We start from the raw sequence: 22,421 nt of genomic DNA, 5'->3' as shown, positions 1-22,421 counted from the left end.
AGGCAAGCCAGTCCTTTAATTGGTTTTTCTCCATGTTTTCGGGGAAAACAGGATCAGCATCGGCAGGATCTCGAGCCTTCCGGCGAGCATGTCGAAGATCAGGATCAGCTTCGAGGGATCGGAATAAAAACCGAAATTTCCCATCGGGTCGACATGCCCGAGCCCCGGACCGATATTGTTGAAGGTTGCTGCAACTGCGGAAAAATTGGTGAGGAAGTCCTCCCCGTCGAAGGAAATCAAAAAGACGGAAAGAATAAAGATAAATACATAGAGAATCATGTAGCAGTTCACAGAGCGAACCACGCTGTGCTCGATGCGTTTACCCTCCAGCCGGATCGTCCGGATCGCCTGCGGATGGATGATCAGATGCAGCTCCTTCCCCATCTCCTTAATGAGGATCAGAAGCCTCGAAACCTTGAAACCGCCGCCGGTGGAGCCCGCACAGGCGCCCGTAAGCATCAGAAAAAGCAGCACCATCTGCGCCGGCTGCGTCCAGAGTCCGAAGTTCAGCGTGGAAAAGCCGGTCGTCGTAATCAGGGAGCCTACCGTGAAGAAGGCATGATGAAAGGAATAGAGCAATCCCCCTCCGATCTGCAAAAAGACACTGATACCCAGAAAAATCGTCGTCAGCAGTACGATCAGGAGATAGGCGCGCGCCTCCTCACAGCGAAGCGCCGCTCTCCAGTTCCGCTTCTGCAGGAGGTAAAAGACATTGAAATTCACGCCGAACAGGATCATGAAAACGGTGATCAGGAACTGGCTGAGCATGCTGTAGTCTGCCATGCCGTTGTTTCGGATCGCAAAGCCTCCGGTACCGGCGGTGCCGAAGCCAATACAAAGTGAATCATAGAGCGGCATCCCGGAAAGCAGGTAGCTCAGTACCATAATGACGGTCAGCACGAAGTAGATCCGATAGAGCTCCTTCGCGGTATCTGCGACCCTTGGCACCATCTTGGAGACATCCGGTCCCGGAGACTCTGCCTTCATAATCATCATATTGTAGCCGCCGCCGAGCGGAAGCACAGTCAGCACCAGTACGAGAACTCCCATCCCTCCGATCCAATGGGAGAAGCTTCGCCAGAACAGCAGTCCCTTGCCGAGGGACTCGACCTCTCCGAGAATGGAGGAGCCGGTCGTAGTGAAGCCGGATACAATCTCGAAGAGCGCATCCAGATAGCTGGGAATTCTGCCGGTCAGGTAGAAGGGCAGCGCACCGATCAGAGACAGTACTACCCAGCAGCCGGCGACCGTTACGAAGCCCTCTCTCGCATAGAAGGCAGTTTGCTTCGGCTTCCGCATCCCGGCAAGCTGTCCGATCAGGATGGACAGCGCTGCCACCACTATGAGCGTCCCCGCCGTGCCTTCCCGATAGAGAAGGGCGCAGCCCGCCGGCAGCAGCATCGCAATTCCTTCGATTTTCAATACCCACGATAAGATATAAATGATCATCGCATAGTTCATGGATGTCTCCTGTTTCTGCCTTCTGCCCTAGCGCAGGATGTCCCGAAGGTCATTCAGACCGGCAGTGGTGGTGATGACGATCACGCGGTCTCCCGGCAGCATATAGTCGGAACCGCCGGGGGTGATGACCTGCTGTCCCCGGATGATGCCGCCGATCAGGACGCCGGGCTTGAACTGCAGCTCTGCGAAGGTTTTCCGCACGAAGTCTGCGTTCTGCTGTACACGGAACTCCAGCGCCTCTGCCTTTCCATCCGCAATCTTGTACAGAGTCTCGACATTGGAGCCCTGTGAATTCTTGAGTGCGCGCACGAACTGCACGATCGAGTCCGCCACGATCTGCTTCGGGTAAAGCACCGAGCCGAGATTCATCTCGCTCGTCACGTTTTCGAAGGCAATCCGGTTGATCTTGGTGATCAGACGTGCGTTCGAGAGCTTGCCGGCATAGAGTGAGAGGATGATATTCTCCTCGTCGAAGCCGGTCAGGGAGCAGAACGCATCCGTATACTCGATGCCCTCCCGTTTCAGGAGCCCCTGATCCGTCCCGTCGCCGTTGATGACGGAAACGCCCGGAAGCTGATCCGCGAGGTACTCGCAGCGCGCCCGATCCACATCGATGATTTTCAGCTTGATGTTCAGATGCGTCTCCTGAATGTACTTCGCGATATAATAGCTGATCCTTCCGCCGCCGACGATCATGCAGCTTTTGATCGGCGTATATTCGATCCCGACCTGCCGGAAGAAGCGACCGGCATCTCGCGCCTCGGCAATGAAGCTGATCTCGTCGCCGGGGCAGATTGAATCGCTGCCGGTCGGGATATAGAGCGCATCGCCGTGCTGTATGGTGCAGATCAGGACATTCAGCTTCATGGAGGACAGCTCCCGGAGCTGCCGGTTGCAGAGCACGCTGTTCTCCGGAATTTTCACACGGATGAGATCGAGCCTGCCTCTGGAGAAGCTGTCGATCTTCTGCGCGCGCGGGAAACGAAGCAGCCTCTCCGCTTCCTTCGCTGCCGCCATTTCCGGATTGATGACCATGGCGAGATTCAGCTCATCGCGCAGATAGGCGACCTCGCTGGTGTACTGCGGGTCGCGGATGCGGGCGATCGTACTGCAGTTTCCCTCTTTTTTTGCGATCAGACAGCAGAGCATATTGACCTCGTCCGAGTTCGTAGCGGCGATCAGCACATCCGCATTCCGGACATCGGCGTCGTTCTGAGTCTGGAGCATCGCTCCGTTGCCCTGTACGCCCATGACGTCGATGCTCTCCACCGCATGGCGGAGCGCCTTTTCGTCATTATCAATGATAGTAACCTTATGTCCCTCTTTGTTCAGCTGATCAGCGAGTGTCAGTCCGACCTTGCCGCAGCCGACTACGATAATATTCATATTCCGGCTTCCCCTTCTGGAATTTACGGCAGTGCCTCCTGCCCGCTATGCTGCTGTGTGTCCCTCTCACAGAGATCGAGCTGCAGCGGCTCTAAAAAATGAAGGAACATATCCTTGTGGGACCGAATCTGATAGCGTCGGTCGAGCTCCGAAAGACGGAAGCTCTTCCTGCCGCCGCCGAGCATCCTCTGCCAGAAACGGTAAACATCACGGAACGGCACATAATAGCTCTCGTTCATGCCGGTGAAGCAGAGGACAATGAAGCTGATGCCGCCCTGCTCCTCAAATTCCTTCATAAAGGCGATCTGATGCGGATGCAGGTTCTTGAGCGGCCATGTCTCCTTCGCACTCTCCTTCGCATCGAAACAAACAGGAATCCCCTGCACGACTCCAATGTAGTCGACAGTAGACTTCTGATTGAAGTAGGCAAGGGTGATCTGCGTGTGATCCTTATTCATATTGATCGGTGTGATCGGCGTCGGAACCTTCTGAATCAGTGCAAGTCCCCGCAGCCGATACGACTCTACGGTCTGGTTGAGCAGCTCCTCCAGCTGGGAGCCCCGCAGTCCGCGGGAATTCCATGTGCCCACTCTTCTCCCCCTTCGGATCAGAGCTGGTACAGTCCGACCTTCCGATAGACCTTCGAAAGCATACGGTTCGCGAGACGTGAGGCTTTCTCTGCGCCGTCCCGAAGGATCTCGTCGATATAGGTCTTATCGGCAAGAATACGGGTATATTCGCTGTGGATCGGAGACAGCGCATCGGCGACGGTCTCCCCCACTGCGAGCTTGAACTCGCTGTAGCCCTGCCCTGCGAATTCCTGTGCAATCTCCTCCATGCTCTTTTTCGTGAAGACATTGTAGATGCACATCAGATTGGAGATGCCCGGCTTCTCTGCCATGTCGAAGCGCACGGCGCCGTCTGAATCGGTTACGGCGCGCTTGCACTTTCGGATGATCGTGTCCCGGTCGTCATTCATCAGGATGAAGCTGTTCGGATTCGGGTCGCTCTTGCTCATCTTTCGGGACGGGTCTGTCAGAGACATGATCTTCGCCCCCTCCTTTGTGATATAGCCCTCCGGGAGAGTGAAGGTCAGACTGTAGAGATTGTTGAAGCGATTCGCTACGGTTCGCGCCAGCTCCAGATGCTGGGTCTGATCCTGCCCTACCGGCACCAGATCTGCATTGTAGACGAGAATATCTGCCGCCATCAGTGCAGGATAGGTGAAGAGCCCGCCGTTCACATTATCCGGATGCTTCGCGCTCTTGTCCTTGAACTGTGTCATACGGCTGAGCTCACCGAACTGCGCATTGCAGCAGAGGATCCAGCTGAGCTGCGTGTGCGCCGGAACATGGCTTTGCAGGAAGAGAATGCTCTCCTTCGGGTCGATGCCTGCAGCGAGGATCATCGCGGCGGCCTCACGGCTGCGGGCGCGGAGCTCTGCCGGAACCTGCCGTACCGTCAGCGCATGCAGATCCGCGACCATATATAAGGATTCGAATTCATTTTGCAGCTTCGCCCAGTTCCGGACTGCCCCGATATAATTGCCGAGCGTAAAGCTGCCGGACGGCTGAATACCAGAGAGAATTCGTTTCTTTCTTTCGTTTTCCATTTCTATCCCAGCGCAGAATTAAGAATATATGTTCTGCTATCCTTTCTTTTGTTTTTCTATATTACAAATCTCTGCCATGCAGGCAAATGCGGTGTAAGCCTGCTTGCAGAAAGTATGTATGTATTGTAAGAAGCTTTTCAAAGCTCGTCAAGGTCATCTCTCATTTCATTTCCTTATTCTGTGCGGCGTATCAAGTCCTGCTCCGCCGGAGCGGCAGAAGCGCAGTCAGGTTCGGAGCCTCCGGTCGCATAGCCGATCAGGCTCTTCATATTCGGACAGTCGCTGGCATAACGCAGGGCAAGCTCTGGATTGATTGTCACAGCGAAGCCGGCAAGCGTATGCGTCTCCATAGCGCTCCGCCGGAGCTTCCGGGCAAACTGCTCTACCTCCACTGCAGTGGTACACTTCATCAGCAGAACGAAGTTGCTGTTGTAAAGTCTCGCGCAGGCAATGCGGTTTCCCGCGACGGCGCGGATCCGCTCTGCGCACTCCCGCAGCATCCGCTTTACCGTCTCCTCTCCATAGTCCCTCACCGCTCTGCTATATTCCTGAATATTGAGACGGATCACGGCGAAATTTTCACCGCGGGTGATCCAGCTCTCGACATATTCCAACATCACATTGGTGATGCCCTGCGCCGACATCAGCCCCGTCACACGATCTATGGAGCCGAGCTGTGAGGTATCCCCGAGGATCCGCCTGAGCTCCTCTGTATCGAGGAAGGTGCCGAGCAGTCCTACGATCTCACCGTCCTCATACAGAGGTTCCTTGCTGATGAGAATGTTGTGTGCGACGCCACGGATGATGCAGCGCCTGATCTCGCCGTGGATGACCTCACCATTTTCAAGCACCCGCCGCTCATCGTCCCGGAACGCTGCTTCATCGATATGCCAGCCCATTTCCTCGTCGGTTTTGCCGATCAGTTCCGAGCTGTCCCGAAAGCCGTAGCTCTCGAGAAATTTCGCATTTGCGCCGCGGAAACGGTGCTCCCTGTCCTTCCAGAAAAGACGGATGGTCTGAGACTCTTCGAGGCTCCTCCGAATCGCGCGGTAAAGTCCTTGCTCCGTGTCCTTTCTTTCCAGAAAGAGCTGCTCCGGAGCAATTCGCTCCAGCAGTTCCTTCTCCCGGAGAGGCGCGTAGGCGCTGCAGTAGATCACCTTATCATCCTCCGGAATATAGAGCATGGTATGTACCTTCCAGATATAAGCTCCGTTTGCGGTTCTGGTTCGGAAGTAACGGGCGAGATAGCCCCTCTCCTGCGCGATCAACCGCTCCCGCAGCGTCTCCATATCGAAGAACGCACGATATAGCTGCCACTCTTCCGGATGAATAAAGCGTCTGCAGACCGCCTCCATATTGATCTTTTCAGGATGATGCAGCGCGTTGGCATGACGCGGGTCGTAACAAGCACTTTGCCGCAGCGTCATAAAGCTTGCATTGCTGAGATCCAGCAGGTAAATCGCATCATAGAGTCCATACATCATGCGGAATGCCTTGTCCAGATGTTTTTGCTTCCGCTGAATCTCCCCATCAGAAAGATTCATGAGCTCCAGTGCATAGGCGGCATGCTGCTCCTGCTCGGAGATGCATTTTCCATTCATCTGGACATATTGCCCGTTCAGAGAACACACAAACTGCTTTTTCATGCCTGTGTGCATTGCGTGTTGCAGATCCCGGAGCTGCTGGCTGAGCGGGAAGCCGGTAGAATTGACATGCTCATAGACAATATTCAGATCTGTTACACCGAGACGTACCCAGACATCCCGGAATTCTGCATTGGAATAGAGGTAGCGGAAATTCCGTCCGTCGTACTCCACAATCGCGAGAGAGCGTTCTGTAATAAAATTGAAGTGTGAGATCCGGTCGAAGTAGCTCTTCCAGCCGCGAGGCTCTATGGCGAGCCGCTTCTCGGCACGGTATCCGAGGAGCTCCTCCCATGGTAGCGGGCGGCTGAAGAAGTAGCCCTGTACTCTTTCACAGCCGGCGTCCCGGAGGAAGCGGAACTGCTCCTCCGTCTCGACACCCTCCGCGAGGATCTGCACGCCGATCTCCTTCGCCATCAGAATGATGGATTTCACGATCTTTTTCGATTTCTCGTCGAAGGTGGACAGGAAGGCCATGTCCAGCTTGATCTCGTCAAATTGGTAGTCTTTCAGTACATTCAGCGAGGAATACCCGCTTCCGAAGTCGTCCATCCATACCTGATAGCCGCCCTCCCGGAAGCGGCGGAGCTCCTGTCCGATGAGCTCCGGCTCCTCCATGACGGTGGACTCCGTAACCTCAATATTGATCATGTCCCGGGCGATACCGTATTCCAGCACGATGCGCTCCGTCTCCGAGAAGATATCGCAGTCCAAAAAGTCCAAACGTGATAGATTGAAGGAAATCGGAACCAGTGGCAGCCCCTGTCTCTCCGCCTCCTTCATTTCCCTGCAGACCTCTCTCAGCATATAGAGATCCAGCTTCGTGATCTGTCGGTTCTCCTCCAGCACGGGAATGAAGCTGGCCGGAGAAAGGAAGCCAAGCTCCGGATCCGACCACCTTGCGAGCGCCTCCATGCCGCAGAGGGCGCCGGTCAGCGTCCGGATGACAGGCTGATAGTGGACCTTAATGTGTTGATTCTGAATCGCATCGTCGATGCTGCAAAGGATATGGTTTTTCAGCTCTGCATCATGCTCCAGACGTTCATTGTAGAAAGCGAAATTCCTCGCGGACTGCCGTACCGCGTCGCAGGCAATCTTCGCGAGATCGCACGCCATCTCTGCTGTCTCTCCCCGCTTCTTCACCGGGAATATACCCGCCTTCAGCTTCATGCCGCTCCGGGAGAAGCTGCTCTGGAAGTCTGCGATCAGCTTTTCAGTCTGTGCGGTAACCTCCTGCTTCGCACCGCGAAGCATCGCCACGAAGTGGTCGTTCCCGAAACGGGACAGGAGCGCCTGCGATACATTGTCCCGCCAGAGCCGCGCGAGCCCCCGGAGCACCTGATTGCCCTCCCACGAGCCATAGCGGATGTTATAATATTTGAAGTTCCGGATATTACAGTAGACGAAGGAATATTGCCCGTAGCTTCCCTCTTCGTCTGCTTTTCGGAGAAGCAAATTAGAGCTGTACAGGAACTGCTTCATATTCAGCAGTCCTGTCAGTCGATCCCGGGTGTTGGACTGCTCGAGCTGCCACTCCATGCTGCGGCGGCTCTCATAGAGCTCCATCAGGTTCTCGGTTCTCCGGAGGATGATCGGCGCGGCGTAGGGTGTATGAATGATATCCGCGATTCCGCAGCCGTATGCCTTAAGCTCCTCCTCATAATCATTTACATTATCCGTATAAACGACGACCGGAATCGCTGTCATCAGCTTCTTCTTACAGAGGTAGCTGAGCATTCCGCGCCCTGCCTTCTCCGGCAGCGTGAAATCCAGAAGGATCAGAGCAAGCTTCTCCAGCTTTTCCAAGAGAGCTGCCTCAGCTTCCCTCTGCTCCGTACAGAGAATCGTATCGTATTTTTTCGAGAATACTTCCTGAAGCGTCCGAAGCGCTGCATTCGGCGCGCCAATGATCAGAACTGTCCTTCGTTCGCTGAGAGAAGGATCCTGCCTGCTGTCCATATTCTCCCTCCTAAAAAGCGTTTTTGTAATGGCGGAGCGTTCCTCCATCCACACTGATAATATCAAAACGGCACGGCGTTTCATAGAGGGAAAGCTGATGCCGGAGAAGATAATCCTCCGCTGCCATCCGGATGCTCCGCTGCTTCGTCCGATCCACCGCCTGATAGCCATAGCCGAAAAAGGTGCTGCTCCTTGCCTTCACCTCGATGAAAACATAGCAGCCGCCCTCTCTCGCGACAATGTCGATTTCCCGCCGGTGGAAGCGGTAATGTCTCGAAAGGATCGTGTAGCCGCAGCCTCTCAGATAAGCTGCGGCAAGCTCCTCACCGCGCTCTCCCTTTTCGTGATTCAGCCGCTTATCTTCTCCATACATAGAAAGCTCATCCTGTGGATTCCGCACGGGCCGTATTCCCGCAACGCCGCATAATGCTGCGCGGTGCCGTAGCCCTTGTGCTTCGCAAAGCCGTACTGCGGATACTGTGCGTCATAGCCCCGCATCAGCCGATCTCTCGTTACCTTCGCAATGACGCTCGCTGCGGCGATGCTCACCGACTTCGCGTCTCCTCTGATGATCGGAATCTGCGGAATCGTGATGCCGGGAATCGTTACCGCGTCGTTCAGCAGGACACCCGGCATACGCCCGAGCTTCTGCCGAAGCATCTCGAGCGCGAGCCGCATCGCCTCATAGGTCGCATTCAGGATATTGATCTCGTCGATCCGCCGCTCTGAAACGATCCCATAGCCGTAGGCTGCCGCCTTCTCCGTAATCTCCGGGAACAGCGCCTCGCGCCGTTTCTCGCTGAGCTTCTTCGAATCGTTGAGATAGAGGATCTCCGTGTCCTCCGGCAAAACGCAGCAGGCTGCGACTACCGGCCCCGCAAGCGGGCCTCTCCCCGCCTCATCAACGCCGGCAATTACCCCATATCCCCGATACTGTCGCTCATATTCCGTCATTCCGAAGAGTCTTTCCCGTTCCGCGAGAAGTCTCTCTCCCTTCAATTCACGCATCCTGCTCTCCTGTAGGCTTCAAGGCATCGAGATCGTGCATTGGCTGCTCGAGCGTGATGCTTCCGAGCCTGCCGCTGCGGAAGTCGTCCAGCACCAGCCGTGCGGTCTTGGTATAATCAGGATTTCCACCCTTCTTCATGCAGCCGCGGCGGCGGGCAATCTCCTCAAAGACGGGAAGCGCCTCCTCCATGCCGCGGAGGCTCTCTCCATAGCGCCTGACCAGCGCCTCCGGATAGTAGCGCACGAGGTATTTGATCAGATAGAAGACCAGCTCGTCGATATTCAGGATCTGATCGTTGATTGAGCCGATGATCGCGAGATTCATCCCGACGATTTCCCGTTCGAATTTCGGCCAAGTGATGCCCGGCGTGTCCAGAAGCTGCACGTGAGGGTTTAACTTGATCCACTGATTCCCCCGCGTAACCCCCGGCTTGTTGCCGGTTCGTGCGACGGATTTTCCGACGAAGGAATTGATAAAGGTGGACTTCCCGACATTCGGAATCCCCAGCACCATGGCGCGGAGGATCGGGGTCTGAATTCCTCGCCTCCGGTTCCGTTCGACGATCGGCGCGCATGCCTCGTCGATCAGTGCGGACAGCCGCTTCAGGCTCGCCGTGGAACGGGCATCGATCTCCATGCTGTAGAAGCCCTTCGCCCGGAAATAGTCGGAGAATGCCCGCGTCGTCTCCCGATCCGCGAGATCCGCCTTGTTCAACAGCATGATGCGCGCCTTGTCCCTCGAGAAGCTGTCGATATCCGGATTTCTCGTGGACTCCGGGCAGCGGGAATCGAGAAGCTCTATCACCAGGTCGACAAGCTGCAGATCGTTTCGTATACTTCGCTTTGCCTTCGCCATGTGCCCCGGATACCATTGGATTTTCATACATACTCCTTTTCTCTATAGCAGCTCCAGCCTCGAAAGCGGCAGTACCCTGAGCCAGAGCCTGCCGTAGATCTGGGATCGCCGGACATTACCGACATTCTCGAAGCGGCTGTCCTCGGAGGAATCGGTATTGTCGCCGATCAGGAAATATTCATCCTCCGAAAGCTCCACCGGATTCTGTGCGATCCCGGGCAGGGCAATGTCGGAAATCTCCGGTCGGTCAAGCAGGACTCCGTCGATGTAGATATGGCCGCTCTGAATAACAACGATTTCCCCGGGAAGTCCGATCACCCGCTTTACATTTTCTGTATTGTCGCTGCGGCGGAACGCCACGATGTCCATCCGGCGCGGCGGCAGCAGCTTGTAGCGGAGCGTATCCACCAGTACGAGATTGCCGGAGGAAAGCCGTGGCTCCATGCTGTGTCCGGAGATCGTGACCTGAGACAGGAAACAGTATACCACGAGCCATGCCAGCGCAATCAGGACGATGCCGTCTGAAAGATACCTTATTACCGTTTGCAGTCCGTTCTTTTCCCGCATACGCACTCCTATATCGAAACATCCATACCGGAAATACCGGCACCGCACACCTATACAGTAAAAGAGGGAGCATTCCGTGAGGAACACTCCCTGGGCATTCGTAGCAATCAGTTAGCCGCCTTGACCTTCGCAGCCTTACCCACACGATCACGGAGGTAGTTGAGCTTTGCTCTTCTGACCTTACCCTTACGAACGACTTCTACTTTCTCCACCATCGGACTGTGCAGCGGCCAGGTCTTCTCTACACCGATGCCGTTCGAACTCTTGCGAACCGTGAAGGTCTCTCTGTTGGAGCCGCCCTGCAGCTTCAGCACCGTGCCCTCGAAGATCTGGGTTCTCTCACGGGTTCCCTCCCTGATCTTGTTGTAGACACGAACCGTATCTCCTACATTGAAGGAAGAAGGCTCTGCCTTGAGCTGTCCCTGCTCGATGCTTCTCAAAATCTCTGTGTTTGTCATTGTGATACCTCCTCATTTCTATTCGATGCTCATATACATTAACGATCGACACGGGACGCTGCTTCTGTCCGGCATCTTGCAAGAGGAACATCTCTTAAAGTCACAACTTAAATAAAATACCATAGTTTCCCGTAAAATACAAGTCTTCCCCTACTGTGTTTCACAGTCTTGCTCCTCAGAGCGGGGTGTCGAAGAATCCGGAGCCGTTTCCGTGAGCGTGAAACAGCCTGTACTTACCGCCGCGCTCCCATCCTGCATCCCGCGCCGCCGTCTCGGCTTTTTGGGCAGAAACTCCTCCGGATGTGTCTCACGATATTTCTCATAGAGCTCCGGACGCCGCTCCTTCGTCCGCTGGAGACTCTGCGCATGCCGCCACTCGTCCACCTTTTTATGGTCTCCGGAGAGGAGAACCGGCGGGACGCAGCACTCCATAAACTTCTCCGGACGGGAATACTGCGGATATTCCAGCAGCCCGTCCGAAAAGCTTTCTATTTCGTGGCTCTCCTCCTTGTGCAGGACACCCTTGACGAGCCGGGAGATTGCATCGATCATTACCAGTGCCGGCAGCTCCCCGCCGGTCAGGACATAATCCCCGATCGAGAGGCTTTCACAGCCGAGAAGCTCCAGCGCACGTTCATCGACCCCCTCGTAATGTCCGCAAAGGAAGATCAGTTCCTCCTCGCGGGAAAGCTCTTCTGCGAGCCGCTGATCAAAGACCCGCCCCTGCGGCGACATATACAGAACACGGGGTGTATGCCCGATTTCCTCCGTGATATGCCGGAAACAGTCATAGATCGGCTGTACCTGCATCAGCATCCCCGCGCCCCCGCCGTAGGGCGCGTCGTCTACATGTCTGTGCCGGTCCTTTGTGAAGTCGCGGATATTCACGGGACGGATGCGAAGCAGCCCGTCCTCCGCCGCTCTTCCGATAATGGAGGCGCTTGCCGCGCTTTCGATCATTTCCGGAAACAGAGTCATCACATAGTAGCGTTTCATAGCTCCCGCAGCCCCTCCAGGAGACGTACCCGCATGAAGCCCTCCTCCGGCTTTAGTTCGAGCATCACCTCGGGGATCTTCGGGATCAGGAGCTCGCGCTTCTCCGGCGTTTCTGTCACGAAGACAAGGTTCGCGCCGGTTTCGAGCACCTCCCTCACGACGCCGAGTGCCGCGCCGTCCTCATCCAATACGCGTAATCCGTAGTAGTCTCCGAGAAAATACTCTCCCTCCGGCAGTGCGATCGCCTCACTTCTCTTGATATAGAGCGCGCAGCTTCGAAGACGCTCTGCCTCCTCTATCGTATCGATGCCCTCAAGCTTCAAAAGCACCATGTCCTTCTGGAAACGAACCGATTCGATCGAGAGCGTCCTCTCCTCGGAGGCGATTCTCCTTAAACCAGTTCCGGACCGTGTCAGTGTGACCGTTTCGAGCTCGAGAAAACGTTCCGGATTTTCGGTGCAGGGCTGCACCTTGACCTCGCCCTTCAATCCGTGTGTCGTCACGATCACACCTACTCTCAGCCTTTCCAGCATGAACTCTCCTCCATAAGAACGCCGCGCCGGGATTTCCGGCGCAGCGTCATCTGCATACTCATTTGATATCCACAGACACCTTCACCTCTGCCTTGGATGCCGCTGCACTCATGACAGAACGGATTGCCTTTGCGATACGCCCCGAACGGCCGATCACCTTTCCCATATCCTGTTCATTCACGGAAAGGGTGAGGCGGATCTCTCCGTTCTCGCCCTCCTCCTGTACTGCATGAACCTCCTCCGGATACTGGACGAGAGCCTTCGCAATCGTTTCCAACAGCTCTTTCATTCAGACTCCAACCCTTCTCATGTATGGGGACACGCCCCGCTAATCAGATGCCTGCCTGCTTCAGAAGTCTCTGAACCGTATCCGTCGGCTGTGCGCCGTTTGCCAACCACTTCTTCGCCGCTTCCGTATCAATCTTGACGACGGACGGCTCCTTGGTCGGATCATAGTAGCCGAGCTCCTCAATGAATCTGCCGTTTCTCGGGCTTCTGGAATCTGCTACAATCACTCTGTAGAAAGGTGCATGCGCGGAACCCATTCTTCTCAATCTGATCTTAACTGCCATTTTCGTATTCTCCTTTGAATGCTTAATAATATTTATGTTTCATAGCGTGTGCTATTGAAACCGTGTTTAAAACGGAAAGCCGCCTCTTTTCCCGCCGAAGCCCATTCCGGGCATCCCGCCGAGTCCGGGGAAGCCGCCTCTGCCGGATTTCATCGTGCCGCCGAACTGCTTCATCATCTTCTGCATCTGCTCGAACTGCTTCACGAGCCGGTTGACCTCTGCGATATCCACACCGGCGCCCGCTGCGATCCGTCTCTTCCTGGATGGATTCATCAGCTTCGGATTCGCCCTCTCCTTATAGGTCATGGATTGAATGATAACCCTGACTCTGCCGAGCTGCTTCTCCGATTCTTCGAGATCAAGCCCCCGCAGCGCCTTGCCCATGCCCGGCAGCATTTTGAGTATCCCGCCGAGCCCGCCAAGCTTCTGCAGCTGCGTCATCTGCTCCATGAAATCATCATAGCTGAACTGTCCCTTCGAAAGACGGCGGACGGACGCACGCGCCTTCTCCTCATCCATCTCACTTTGCGCCTTCTCGATCAGGGAGAGTACATCTCCCATGCCGAGGATGCGTCCCGCCATGCGATCCGGATAGAACTGCTCCAGCTCGGAGAGCTTCTCGCCCATACCGAGGCAGAGAATCGGCTTTCCTGTCATTGCCTTGATGGAGAGCGCCGCCCCGCCGCGGGTGTCGCCGTCGCATTTCGTCAGGATCACGCCGTCGATGCCGACCTTTTCCGTGAAGGTCTCCGCGACGTGGACAGCCTCCTGTCCGGTCATCGCATCTACGGTCAGGATGCTCCAATCCACATGGACGGCGCGCTTGATCTCCTGCAGCTCCTCCATCAGACGTTCATCGATCTGCAGCCGTCCCGCGGTATCCAGAATGACGAGATTATAGCCCTTCGCCTTTGCCTCCTCTACCGCGCGCCGTGCGATCTCCACCGGACTCAGCTTGTCCCCAAGGGAGAAGAACGGCACCTCCTGCTTCTCCGCATTGACACGGAGCTGCTCGATCGCTGCCGGACGATAAATGTCGCAGGCTGCCAGAAGCGGCTTCCGGTGCTGCTGCCGGAATTTCCCGGCGAGCTTCGCGGCGGTGGTTGTCTTACCGGCGCCCTGCAGACCGATCAGCATCAGGACAGTAATCTCGCTCTGCGGACGAAGCTTGATCTCCGTCGTCTCCGAGCCCATCATCTCCGTGAGCTCGTCATGCACAATCTTCACGACGGTCTGCGCCGGTGTCAGAGAGTTCAGGACCTCCTCCCCGACCGCCTTTTCCCTCACCTTCGCGACAAAGTCCCTGACCAGCTTGAAGTTGACATCCGCCTCCAGGAGCGCCATGCGCACCTCGCGCAGTGCGGCATTGACATCCTCCTCGCCGAGCCGCCCCTTTCCGGAGAGTCCCGCGAATATATTTGTTAAACGATCTGAAAGCGTCTCAAATGCCATCTATCATCTCTCCTGCCAATGCTCTGATCCGTGCTTCTCCGGACTCGCTCTGTATCCGCTCCGCCAGCGAGCGAAGACGTGTGAACTTCTGCTGCAGCCGGAGCGTATTCTCAGACTGCTGAAGCTTCCGGTCCGCCCGTCGAAACAGATCCTGCGCCGCCTGTCTGCTGATGCCGACAAGCTCTCCGATCTCTGTAAAGCTCATATCCTCTATGATGTGATACTCGTAGACCTGCCGCTGGTTCTCATTCAGAAGCCCGCCATACAGAGAAAAAAGGATTCCCTTCCGCACAAATTCTTCCATCGCTCACCTCAAAGCCAGAGTATCATAACAGATGGAAGCGCCCCTGTCAATATTTTTTCTTGACAGGGGGCAAGCACAGGGGCATCCTAATAAAGGAATAATGCTTATGTAAAATTATGACTTGGATTGCTATCAGCATGCCAAAAATCAAAAGCCTTAAAACACTATATAAAGCATATGGATATACATTGTAATATGTATTTTTAATATGTCTGAAGGCTTTCAGAAAAAATATCTGCTGCCATAAACAAATGCAAAATCCATATACTGTACTTTGATATAATTTTATTTTTCATATAAGCAAGTTACTTTTATTACAGCAAAATCACCTGTTTTGCATTTCTATGATTGTTTAACGCCATACACCGAAGCGCTTAGCCGCCGATAATTCCGTCTATATACGTTTTCGCGTCGAAGCGCCGAAGATCCGACGCCTTCTCTCCGGTTCCGATATATTTCACGGGGAGCCCCAGCTCCGCCTGGATCGCGAGCGCGATGCCGCCCTTGGCGGTGCCGTCCATCTTGGTCAGGATGATGCCCGTGACCTCGCATGCCTCCTTGAAGATCTCCGCCTGATTCAGCGCGTTCTGCCCGGTTGTCGCGTCCAGCACAACCAGCGTTTCCCGGTAGCCCTCCGCGAACTCCCGGTCTATGATGCGGTTGATCTTTCCGAGCTCCTGCATCAGGTTCTTTTTGTTGTGGAGCCGTCCCGCTGTATCGATGATCAGAAGATCCGCGTTCTTCGCCTTGAAGGATTGCAGCGCATCAAATACGACCGCCGCAGGATCGGCGCCCTCTCTCTGGTGAATCACATCGACATTCGCGCGCTTCCCCCACTCCACGAGCTGTTCGATCGCCCCGGAGCGGAAGGTGTCTCCCGCCGCGAGGATAACGCGTTTCCCGGCGCGATGGAAGAGGCTTGCGAGCTTCCCGATAGAGGTCGTTTTTCCGACACCGTTGACCCCGATCACGGAAATAATGCTCTTCTGCTTCTCGAAGGCATAGTAGCTTTCGTCCGCGCGCATCAGCTCATAGAGATAGTCTCGGAGGATTCGCCGGATATCCCGCGTCAGGTTCACGCCCTGCCTCTCCGCCTCGTGCTGTACCGCCTCGATGATTTTCAGCGTCGTATTGACACCGACATCGCTCATGATCATCGCGTCCTCCAGCTCCTCGTAGAAGGCGTCATCTGCCACCTCGTTGGACTGGAAGAGATTATTCATCAGTCTTGAAAAGAAATTTGCCATATCAGTTCTCCAATTGATCCTGCACCAGATCCACAGATACCAGCGCGGAAATGCCCTTCTCCTGCATCGTGACACCGAAAAGGCGATCCGCCCGTTCCATCGTGCCCCTGCGGTGCGTGATCACGATAAACTGCGTCCGCTCCGTCAGATTACGAAGGTAATCCGCGAAGCGCGCGACGTTGGAATCATCCAGCGCCGCCTCGATCTCGTCCAGAAGGCAGAATGGCGAGGGCTTCAGGCTCTGGATCGCGAAAAGCAGTGCGATCGCCGTCAGCGCCTTCTCTCCACCTGAGAGCTGCATCATATTCTGCAGCTTCTTTCCGGGCGGCTCCGCAATGATGCTGATGCTCGTCGTGAGGACATCGCGATCCTCTGTGTCCAGCTCGATCCGTCCCTGTCCGCCGCCGAACAGCACCTGGAAGACCTCATTGAACTTCTTCCGGATGAGGGTGAAGTTCTCTTGAAACTGCTTCCGCATCCCCTCGTCCAGATCGTCTATGATTTTTTTCAGGCTGGCTTCGGAGCAGACGAGATCCTGATACTGCGTATTCAGGAACTCATAACGCCCGGAGATCTCGCGATACTGCTCGATCGCGTCGAGATTGACGGAGCCGAGCGCCCGGATCTGTCCTTTGAGCCCGGAAACCTCCCCGCGAAGCGCCGTGACATCGGTAAATGCCTCCGAATACCGCTCCTTCGCTGCCTGATAGGTCAGCCCGTATTCGTCATAGAGGTATGCCGTCAGCGATTCGATGCGCTGCTCAAGCTTTTCCCGTTTATTCTGGACGCGGAGGGATTCCTTCTCCATAGACAGGAGCCGTTCGGAGAGCGTATCCTTTTTTCCGAAAAATGCCTTCCGTTCCGAGAGCAGGCTCTCCCGCTCCTGATCCTGCCGGACAATTTCCTCCTGCAGCTGCGCGGCCTCTGCGGCAGCGTTTTCGATCAGCTGCTGCAGCTCTCGGATTCGCTCCTCCTTTTCCCGGAGCAGTCCGTCGGAGTTTCTTTGCGCATCCTCCATCTCCGACCTCTCCCGGAAGACCCGTTCGAGCTGGGAATTCAGACGGTGCAGATTCTCTGTCACGAAATCTGTGCGGGTGGACAGGGAGCTGTATTCGACGTTGATCTCGGATGCAATGCTTAATGTCCGGGTATTCTTCTCCAGCTCGAGCTCTTTGAGCGCCTGCTCCCCGCGGAGAAGCTGCGCGGAAAGTGCCTCCGCACGACTGCCGGCATTCTTTCGCTCCGCCTCCAGAAGCGCAGATTCCTCCCGGAAGAGCTGCAGCTCCCGCTCCAGCTCCTCCAGCTCCCGCCTGCGGCTCATCAGGTTGGAGCTGTTCCGGTAGGCGCCGCCCGAGATCGCGCCGCCCGGATTCAGAAGTTCCCCATCCAGCGTGACAATGCGGAGACTCTGCCTGTACTTCCTTGCGATCTGCAGTGCATTTTCAAGCGTATTGACCACGAGCACACGCCCCAGAAGGTGCTCTGTGAGAAGCGTATAGTCCTCAGCGCAGTGAACCAGATCACAGCCCAGTCCAAGCACACCCTTCTCGTGGGAGGCGCGGAGACAGCTCTCGTCCCGGCGTCCGCGGATATTCTGAAGTGGCAGGAAGGTGGCGCGTCCCAGCCGGTTTTTCTTCAGATGCTCCACCAGCGCCTTCGCGGTATTCTCATCCCTCGTCACGATATTCTGTATGCTGCCGCCGAGCGCCGTTTCGATCGCCGTTTCATAGTCCTTCGGAACCTCGATCAGCTCTGCCACGACGCCCAGCATCCCCGGGTACTGCGCTCTTCGATCCATGACCGCCTTTACGGCATTGCCGAAGCCCTCATAGCGCTCCGCCAGGTTCTGCAGCGTCTCCAGCCTGTTCTTCGCGCTGTCCGTCTGCTGATAGCTCCGGCGGCATTTTTCGGCGAGTCCGTTCTCCTCCTGCCGGAGCGCAGAAAGCGCGCTGCGAAGCTGATTAAGCTCCTCCGCTTCGCTTCTTAGCCGCTCGGAAAGTGCGGAAAGCTCCTGCCGCTTCGCTTCGATTCCGGTGAGGAAGCCGTCCCCTGCCCGAGGCGCAGCTCCCTCCTCTGCCTTTCGGAGCGGACGCGCCTCCAGCGGATAATTCTCTCCCATACAGGCATGCACCATGGAGTCTGTCTCGGAAAGCGTCGCGTCGATCAGCTGCAGATCCAGCTCGACATTTTCCTGCTCGACCTCTCCGCTTCCCTGCTCTCGGATGAAGGAAATCTGCTCCCGGATGGAATGCAGCACCGAGAGATTGTCCTCGATACCCGCGATCGTGTCGAACTGCTCTTTCTTCAGGGCATTGATCCGCTGAGTATAATGCTGTGCATTGTTCTTCTCTGAGGAGATCTGTTCCCGCTGTACATCGATCTGTCCCGAAAGATTGCTGCGGAGGAGCTCTGCGCGGGAGATCCCCTTCCGATGCTCGGTGAGAAGCTGCTCCAGACTGCGGAGCCGTTCCTCGATCGTGTCATACTGCACGCGAAGCGCCTCCGACTCCTCTCTCGCACGGAGCAGATCTTCATTGACAATGCTCTCATTTTCCCCGAGGCTGTCAAGCTCCTTCGTCACTGCCTCCATATCCCGGAGGTAGAGGTTCGCGTCGAGCAGGAGCAGCCGCTCGCGGAGCGAAAGGTATTCCTTCGCCTGCTCCGACTGCCGCCGGAGCGGGCCGACCTGCCGTTCCAGCTCCGCGAGAATGTCGCTTACGCGGGTGAGATTGGATTGCTCCTCCGCAAGCTTCTTTTCCGCAACGTCCTTTCTCCGCTTGTACTTCACGATGCCGACCGCTTCGTCGAAGAGCGCTCTCCGCTCCTCCGGTCTTCCGGACAGGATTTTGTCGATCTGTCCCTGCCCGATGATAGAGTAGCCCTCCTTGCCGATTCCTGTATCGTAAAAAAGCTCGTTGATATCCTTCAGGCGGCATTCCGTGCCGTTCAGCACATATTCCGACTCTCCGGAACGGTAGAGCCGTCTCGTTACGGTAACCTCCGGATAATCGAGCGCGAGACTGTGATCCGCGTTATCCAGCGTGATTGCCACATAGGCATAGCTTTGCGGCCGGCGCTGCTGCGTCCCCGCGAAGATCACGTCCTGCATCGAGGCGCCGCGGAGCTGCTTCACCTTCTGCTCTCCCAGAACCCATCTCACAGCGTCGGATATATTCGATTTTCCGGAGCCATTCGGGCCGACGATGCCTGTGATTCCCTCGCTGAAATCCAGAACAGTCTTATTTGCAAAGGATTTAAAGCCCTGAATCTCAATGGATTTTAAATACATTACCGGTTTCCGCCTTTATTCTGCATAGCGCCTGATATGCTGCCGCCTGTTCCGCTTTCTTTTTGGAGGAGCCTTCACCAATGCCGTAAACCATCTCATCCAGACGCACCTCGATTCGATAGGTACGGTCATGGCAGGGCCCCTCCTCCGTCAGAAGCGCATAACGAAGCTCTCGATGGTTCTGCGAGCTGTATTCCTGCAGCATGGTCTTCGCGTCGTGATAAAGCTCCTTATTTTCGATATCTGAGAGGACAAACTCCGTGATGAAGCGCTGTGCCGGCTCCATTCCGCCGTCCAGATATATCGCGCCGATCACTGCCTCGAAGGTATCGGAAAGGACGGAATCTCTCTGGCTGATCCCCTCTCGCCCCTCTCCCTTCCCCAGGATGATATAATCACCGAGCTGCAGTCTCCGCGCACTCTCCGCCAATGTCGGCTCGCAGACCAGCGACGCCCGAAGCTTGGTCATCACACCCTCCTGCAGCACAGGCTCTCTCTGAAAGAGGAACAGGCTGGAAACCAGCTCCAGCACGGCATCTCCCAGAAATTCCAGCCGCTGATTCGACGCTTCCTTCGGATCTCCGTTTTCATTGGAAAAGGATGGATGAGTCAGTGCATGTAAAAGCAGGGACTCATCCTGAAAATGATAGCCGACAGAAGCCTGTAATGCTGTTAAATCTCTCATTCCGCTCCCTTATTCTTTTATTCTGCGCTCCGGATTGCCTCGACCGCCTCGCCGACCGTCCGGATCTTCTCCGCGGCATCCTCCGGGATCTCGATCCCGAACTCCTCCTCGATCGCCATCACAATCTGTACGACGTCGAGGGAATCCGCATGCAAATCCTCTGCGAAACGGCTTTCCATCGTGATGCTCTCCTCGCTGACATCTGTAAGCTCTGCCGCGATGATCTTCTTTAATTTTTCAAATTCCATGGTTTCTCCTTATCCGGCTTCCATTTTGATGTCTGGAAGCGCGACTTACTCTTCGTTTTCTGCTTCCTTCTCCTCTGTGGCGAGGTTCTCCGAGATCTTCTGTACAATACCGCTTCGCACGAAGTCTGCCGCCTGCCGCACAGCTGCCGTCACCTCCGTACCGTCCGTATTGCCATGTACCTTAACCACCAGCCCGTTCAGCCCGAGGATCGGCGCGCCGCCGGCAGCTTTGGCATCGAAGCGCTGCAGCGTCCGCTTGAGACTTCCCTTGATCAGCGCTGCGCCGAGAAGGGTCGGCAATCCGCTGTGCCGCAATGCGCCGCTGATTTCCGTGAGCAGCATTTTTGCGACACCCTCATACATCTTCAGAACGACATTTCCGACGAAGGCATCGGCGACGATCACGTCACAGTTTCCCTCGACGATGTCCCTTGCCTCGACAGAGCCGATGAAATTCAGTCGCTCCTGCTTTTTGAGAAGCTGCATCGTCTCCTTGACGAGCGCGTTGCCCTTCTCCTCCTCTGCGCCGATGTTGACAAGTCCGATCGTCGGACGTGCGATGCCGAGCATATTCCGTACATAGATGCTGCCCATTTCCGCGAACTGCACGAGCCACTCCGGCTTCGCATCCACATTGGCACCGCAGTCCACGAGGAGGCTCAGTCCCTTCCGGGTCGGGATCAACGCACCCAGCGGCGGACGCTGTATCCCCCTGAGCCTGCCGACGATCAGCTGTCCTCCCGCGAGGATCGCCCCGGTGGAGCCGGAGGAGAGGATCGCGTCGGCATTGCCGTCCTTCACGAAGCGCATGCCCTTCACAATGCTGGAATCCTTCTTCCTGCGGACTGCCATCACCGGAGACTCATGCAGGCTCACCACCTCCGGCGCGTCTACGAGCTCGATCCGGTCTCTGTCATAGTGACAGCCGGACAGAATCTGCCGCAGTCTTTCCTCCGGGCCGAAGAGAAAGAGCTTCGTATTCGGGACGAGCGGAAGGGAATCGACCGCCCCGCGGAGCATCACCTCGGGACCGTTGTCCCCACCCATCGCATCTATCGCAATTCTGATCATCTGCGCCATGTCCTCCCTGTCAGAAACCGTAATGCTGCATAGCATACCTATGTTACTGTTTTTCGCTATAAAAATCAAGCTGTCGGGTCTGTGTCCATACCGTTCTCCCGTTCCCCGCGTCGGCATTCCCGACGGTATTCTCTGGGAGAAATCCCGTACATCGCCTTGAAAGCATCCTTGAAATAATTGGCATCGCTGAAGCCGACGGAAAGAGCGATCACTGTTACGCTCTGCTCTCCCGCCCGAAGCAGCGCAGCGGCGTGCCGGAGACGAGTCAGCCGCAGATACTCATGCGCGCCGATTCCTGTCGTTTCCCGGAAGCGGCGGCTGAAGTAATTCGGGGAGTAGCCGCTCAGCGTCGCGAGCTTTCCCTGCGTCAGTCTCTCCTCATAATGCCGGCTGATATAGCGCGCTGCCCGGAGGATCGCCTCATCCTCGCTGTAGAGCTCTCCGGTCGCTTCCATTTCCACATTTCCGAAGCGGATCGCCTGCAGCAGAAGCTCATTGAGCAGCAGGCGCAGACAGGCTGCGGTACTGTAGTCGGAAAACCGTTCCTCCTGCTCCATTCGTTCCAGAAGCTTCCGAATCTCACCCTGCCATGCGGATGGAATCTGAAGCAGCACAGGAGCAGCAAAACGTTTCCGGAATCGGATCGTTCTGTCGCTCTCTCTGTCAATGTCGGCAAGCCTGAAGTAAATGGAAAAACGCAGGCAGCTTTCCCTGTAGCTGGTATAATGAAGATTCTCCGGGGGAATCAGCAGGAGGCTGCCCTCCCCGATGCGGTACAGACTGTCCCCCACGAAGAACTGACAGCTTCCACGCTCTACATAATAAATTTCATAAAAGCGATGATAATGATAATCCCGCATCACGAAGGAAGGCTCCCGTTCCCTGCGCTCTCCGTAAACCCGATCGATCTGTTTGATTTTTCCAAACTGCATTTCTTCTCTTCGATCCTCTTTTATATCATTTTCTTTCGCATTTTATGTAACAGTTCAGCTAAGCAATTCGCTGAAGCGCGGATAAAGGCGGCTGTACAGAATCGGGGCAGCTCCCTTGCTGATTATAATAGAA

22 protein-coding genes are annotated in these 22,421 nt (G+C 55.8%); all 22 read right to left on the bottom strand.

The genetic code is table 11. The features are described from left to right. Positions 1 to 15 precede the first annotated feature (15 nt). Positions 16 to 1,461 (bottom strand): TrkH family potassium uptake protein, encoded by a 1,446-nt coding sequence (locus HW273_RS07230; RefSeq protein WP_179011138.1) that lies wholly within the window; start codon positions 1,459 to 1,461, stop codon positions 16 to 18. Between the two features lie 27 nt (positions 1,462 to 1,488). Then, on the bottom strand, positions 1,489 to 2,847 hold the full coding sequence (trkA, locus tag HW273_RS07225) for a Trk system potassium transporter TrkA (RefSeq protein ID WP_179011137.1): 1,359 nt from the start codon (positions 2,845 to 2,847) through the stop codon (positions 1,489 to 1,491). Positions 2,848 to 2,870: 23 nt separating this feature from the next. Then, positions 2,871 to 3,437, bottom strand: a complete 567-nt coding sequence (locus HW273_RS07220; RefSeq protein WP_179011136.1) for a Holliday junction resolvase RecU — start codon at positions 3,435 to 3,437, stop codon at positions 2,871 to 2,873. A gap of 17 nt (positions 3,438 to 3,454) precedes the next feature. Continuing rightward, the gene (trpS, locus tag HW273_RS07215; protein WP_179011135.1) at positions 3,455 to 4,459 is read right to left on the bottom strand and encodes a tryptophan--tRNA ligase; all 1,005 of its coding nucleotides are present in this window, start codon (positions 4,457 to 4,459) and stop codon (positions 3,455 to 3,457) included. 173 nt (positions 4,460 to 4,632) lie between these two features. Further along, positions 4,633 to 8,061, bottom strand: coding sequence for an EAL domain-containing protein (locus HW273_RS07210; RefSeq protein ID WP_179011134.1), 3,429 nt, complete (start codon positions 8,059 to 8,061; stop codon positions 4,633 to 4,635). A 10-nt stretch (positions 8,062 to 8,071) separates the two neighbouring features. Further along, the gene (locus HW273_RS07205; RefSeq protein ID WP_179011133.1) at positions 8,072 to 8,434 is read right to left on the bottom strand and encodes a YraN family protein; all 363 of its coding nucleotides are present in this window, start codon (positions 8,432 to 8,434) and stop codon (positions 8,072 to 8,074) included. Continuing rightward, the gene (locus HW273_RS07200) at positions 8,410 to 9,069 is read right to left on the bottom strand and encodes a ribonuclease HII (protein WP_179011132.1); all 660 of its coding nucleotides are present in this window, start codon (positions 9,067 to 9,069) and stop codon (positions 8,410 to 8,412) included. Before HW273_RS07200 ends, HW273_RS07205 begins: the two co-directional genes overlap by 25 nt. Beyond that, positions 9,062 to 9,952, bottom strand: a complete 891-nt coding sequence (gene ylqF, locus HW273_RS07195; protein WP_179011131.1) for a ribosome biogenesis GTPase YlqF — start codon at positions 9,950 to 9,952, stop codon at positions 9,062 to 9,064. Before ylqF ends, HW273_RS07200 begins: the two co-directional genes overlap by 8 nt. Before the next feature lie 15 nt (positions 9,953 to 9,967). After that, positions 9,968 to 10,492: a signal peptidase I gene (lepB, locus tag HW273_RS07190; RefSeq protein WP_179011130.1), complete on the bottom strand. Its 525-nt coding sequence runs from the start codon at positions 10,490 to 10,492 to the stop codon at positions 9,968 to 9,970. A gap of 107 nt (positions 10,493 to 10,599) precedes the next feature. After that, on the bottom strand, positions 10,600 to 10,950 hold the full coding sequence (rplS, locus tag HW273_RS07185) for a 50S ribosomal protein L19 (RefSeq protein WP_179011129.1): 351 nt from the start codon (positions 10,948 to 10,950) through the stop codon (positions 10,600 to 10,602). 150 nt (positions 10,951 to 11,100) lie between these two features. Then, on the bottom strand, positions 11,101 to 11,946 hold the full coding sequence (gene trmD, locus HW273_RS07180; RefSeq protein ID WP_179011128.1) for a tRNA (guanosine(37)-N1)-methyltransferase TrmD: 846 nt from the start codon (positions 11,944 to 11,946) through the stop codon (positions 11,101 to 11,103). Next, positions 11,943 to 12,479, bottom strand: a complete 537-nt coding sequence (gene rimM, locus HW273_RS07175) for a ribosome maturation factor RimM (protein WP_179011127.1) — start codon at positions 12,477 to 12,479, stop codon at positions 11,943 to 11,945. The genes trmD and rimM overlap by 4 nt, the downstream gene beginning before the upstream one ends. A gap of 58 nt (positions 12,480 to 12,537) precedes the next feature. Next, a complete protein-coding gene (locus HW273_RS07170; protein ID WP_179011126.1) occupies positions 12,538 to 12,768 on the bottom strand; it encodes a KH domain-containing protein in 231 nt (76 codons plus the stop codon). Between the two features lie 43 nt (positions 12,769 to 12,811). Beyond that, positions 12,812 to 13,051 carry a 30S ribosomal protein S16 gene (gene rpsP / locus HW273_RS07165; RefSeq protein WP_179011125.1) on the bottom strand — a complete coding sequence of 80 codons (240 nt, stop codon included), beginning with the start codon at positions 13,049 to 13,051 and terminating at the stop codon, positions 12,812 to 12,814. A gap of 66 nt (positions 13,052 to 13,117) precedes the next feature. After that, on the bottom strand, positions 13,118 to 14,503 hold the full coding sequence (ffh, locus tag HW273_RS07160; RefSeq protein WP_179011124.1) for a signal recognition particle protein: 1,386 nt from the start codon (positions 14,501 to 14,503) through the stop codon (positions 13,118 to 13,120). After that, the gene (locus tag HW273_RS07155) at positions 14,493 to 14,807 is read right to left on the bottom strand and encodes a sigma factor-like helix-turn-helix DNA-binding protein (RefSeq protein ID WP_179011123.1); all 315 of its coding nucleotides are present in this window, start codon (positions 14,805 to 14,807) and stop codon (positions 14,493 to 14,495) included. Before HW273_RS07155 ends, ffh begins: the two co-directional genes overlap by 11 nt. A gap of 374 nt (positions 14,808 to 15,181) precedes the next feature. Further along, on the bottom strand, positions 15,182 to 16,054 hold the full coding sequence (gene ftsY / locus HW273_RS07150; protein WP_179011122.1) for a signal recognition particle-docking protein FtsY: 873 nt from the start codon (positions 16,052 to 16,054) through the stop codon (positions 15,182 to 15,184). Between the two features lies 1 nt (position 16,055). Then, positions 16,056 to 19,343 carry a chromosome segregation protein SMC gene (gene smc / locus HW273_RS07145; RefSeq protein WP_179011121.1) on the bottom strand — a complete coding sequence of 1,096 codons (3,288 nt, stop codon included), beginning with the start codon at positions 19,341 to 19,343 and terminating at the stop codon, positions 16,056 to 16,058. Further along, a complete protein-coding gene (gene rnc / locus HW273_RS07140; protein ID WP_179011120.1) occupies positions 19,324 to 20,028 on the bottom strand; it encodes a ribonuclease III in 705 nt (234 codons plus the stop codon). Before rnc ends, smc begins: the two co-directional genes overlap by 20 nt. A gap of 17 nt (positions 20,029 to 20,045) precedes the next feature. Then, positions 20,046 to 20,276, bottom strand: a complete 231-nt coding sequence (gene acpP, locus HW273_RS07135) for an acyl carrier protein (protein ID WP_179011119.1) — start codon at positions 20,274 to 20,276, stop codon at positions 20,046 to 20,048. 45 nt (positions 20,277 to 20,321) lie between these two features. Further along, positions 20,322 to 21,347, bottom strand: coding sequence for a phosphate acyltransferase PlsX (gene plsX / locus HW273_RS07130; protein WP_179011118.1), 1,026 nt, complete (start codon positions 21,345 to 21,347; stop codon positions 20,322 to 20,324). Between the two features lie 74 nt (positions 21,348 to 21,421). After that, positions 21,422 to 22,288: a helix-turn-helix transcriptional regulator gene (locus HW273_RS07125; protein WP_179011117.1), complete on the bottom strand. Its 867-nt coding sequence runs from the start codon at positions 22,286 to 22,288 to the stop codon at positions 21,422 to 21,424. Between the last annotated feature and the right edge of the window lie 133 nt (positions 22,289 to 22,421).

This window comes from Oribacterium sp. oral taxon 102 (genome assembly GCF_013394775.1).
Taxonomy (GTDB): domain Bacteria; phylum Bacillota; class Clostridia; order Lachnospirales; family Lachnospiraceae; genus Oribacterium.
This window is presented reverse-complemented; position numbering and strand designations above follow the sequence as displayed.

Bases quoted from the DNA above. Each gene is read 5' to 3' on its own strand.
- HW273_RS07230 (WP_179011138.1), bottom strand. From the start codon at position 1,461: ATGAACTATGCGATGATCATTTATATCTTATCGTGGGTATTGAAAATC.
- trkA (WP_179011137.1), bottom strand. From the start codon at position 2,847: ATGAATATTATCGTAGTCGGCTGCGGCAAGGTCGGACTGACACTCGCT.
- trpS (WP_179011135.1), bottom strand. From the start codon at position 4,459: ATGGAAAACGAAAGAAAGAAACGAATTCTCTCTGGTATTCAGCCGTCC.
- HW273_RS07210 (WP_179011134.1), bottom strand. From the start codon at position 8,061: ATGGACAGCAGGCAGGATCCTTCTCTCAGCGAACGAAGGACAGTTCTG.
- HW273_RS07205 (WP_179011133.1), bottom strand. From the start codon at position 8,434: ATGTATGGAGAAGATAAGCGGCTGAATCACGAAAAGGGAGAGCGCGGT.
- HW273_RS07200 (WP_179011132.1), bottom strand. From the start codon at position 9,069: ATGCGTGAATTGAAGGGAGAGAGACTTCTCGCGGAACGGGAAAGACTC.
- ylqF (WP_179011131.1), bottom strand. From the start codon at position 9,952: ATGAAAATCCAATGGTATCCGGGGCACATGGCGAAGGCAAAGCGAAGT.
- lepB (WP_179011130.1), bottom strand. From the start codon at position 10,492: ATGCGGGAAAAGAACGGACTGCAAACGGTAATAAGGTATCTTTCAGAC.
- rplS (WP_179011129.1), bottom strand. From the start codon at position 10,950: ATGACAAACACAGAGATTTTGAGAAGCATCGAGCAGGGACAGCTCAAG.
- trmD (WP_179011128.1), bottom strand. From the start codon at position 11,946: ATGAAACGCTACTATGTGATGACTCTGTTTCCGGAAATGATCGAAAGC.
- rimM (WP_179011127.1), bottom strand. From the start codon at position 12,479: ATGCTGGAAAGGCTGAGAGTAGGTGTGATCGTGACGACACACGGATTG.
- HW273_RS07170 (WP_179011126.1), bottom strand. From the start codon at position 12,768: ATGAAAGAGCTGTTGGAAACGATTGCGAAGGCTCTCGTCCAGTATCCG.
- rpsP (WP_179011125.1), bottom strand. From the start codon at position 13,051: ATGGCAGTTAAGATCAGATTGAGAAGAATGGGTTCCGCGCATGCACCT.
- ffh (WP_179011124.1), bottom strand. From the start codon at position 14,503: ATGGCATTTGAGACGCTTTCAGATCGTTTAACAAATATATTCGCGGGA.
- HW273_RS07155 (WP_179011123.1), bottom strand. From the start codon at position 14,807: ATGGAAGAATTTGTGCGGAAGGGAATCCTTTTTTCTCTGTATGGCGGG.
- ftsY (WP_179011122.1), bottom strand. From the start codon at position 16,054: ATGGCAAATTTCTTTTCAAGACTGATGAATAATCTCTTCCAGTCCAAC.
- smc (WP_179011121.1), bottom strand. From the start codon at position 19,343: ATGTATTTAAAATCCATTGAGATTCAGGGCTTTAAATCCTTTGCAAAT.
- rnc (WP_179011120.1), bottom strand. From the start codon at position 20,028: ATGAGAGATTTAACAGCATTACAGGCTTCTGTCGGCTATCATTTTCAG.
- acpP (WP_179011119.1), bottom strand. From the start codon at position 20,276: ATGGAATTTGAAAAATTAAAGAAGATCATCGCGGCAGAGCTTACAGAT.
- plsX (WP_179011118.1), bottom strand. From the start codon at position 21,347: ATGATCAGAATTGCGATAGATGCGATGGGTGGGGACAACGGTCCCGAG.
- HW273_RS07125 (WP_179011117.1), bottom strand. From the start codon at position 22,288: ATGCAGTTTGGAAAAATCAAACAGATCGATCGGGTTTACGGAGAGCGC.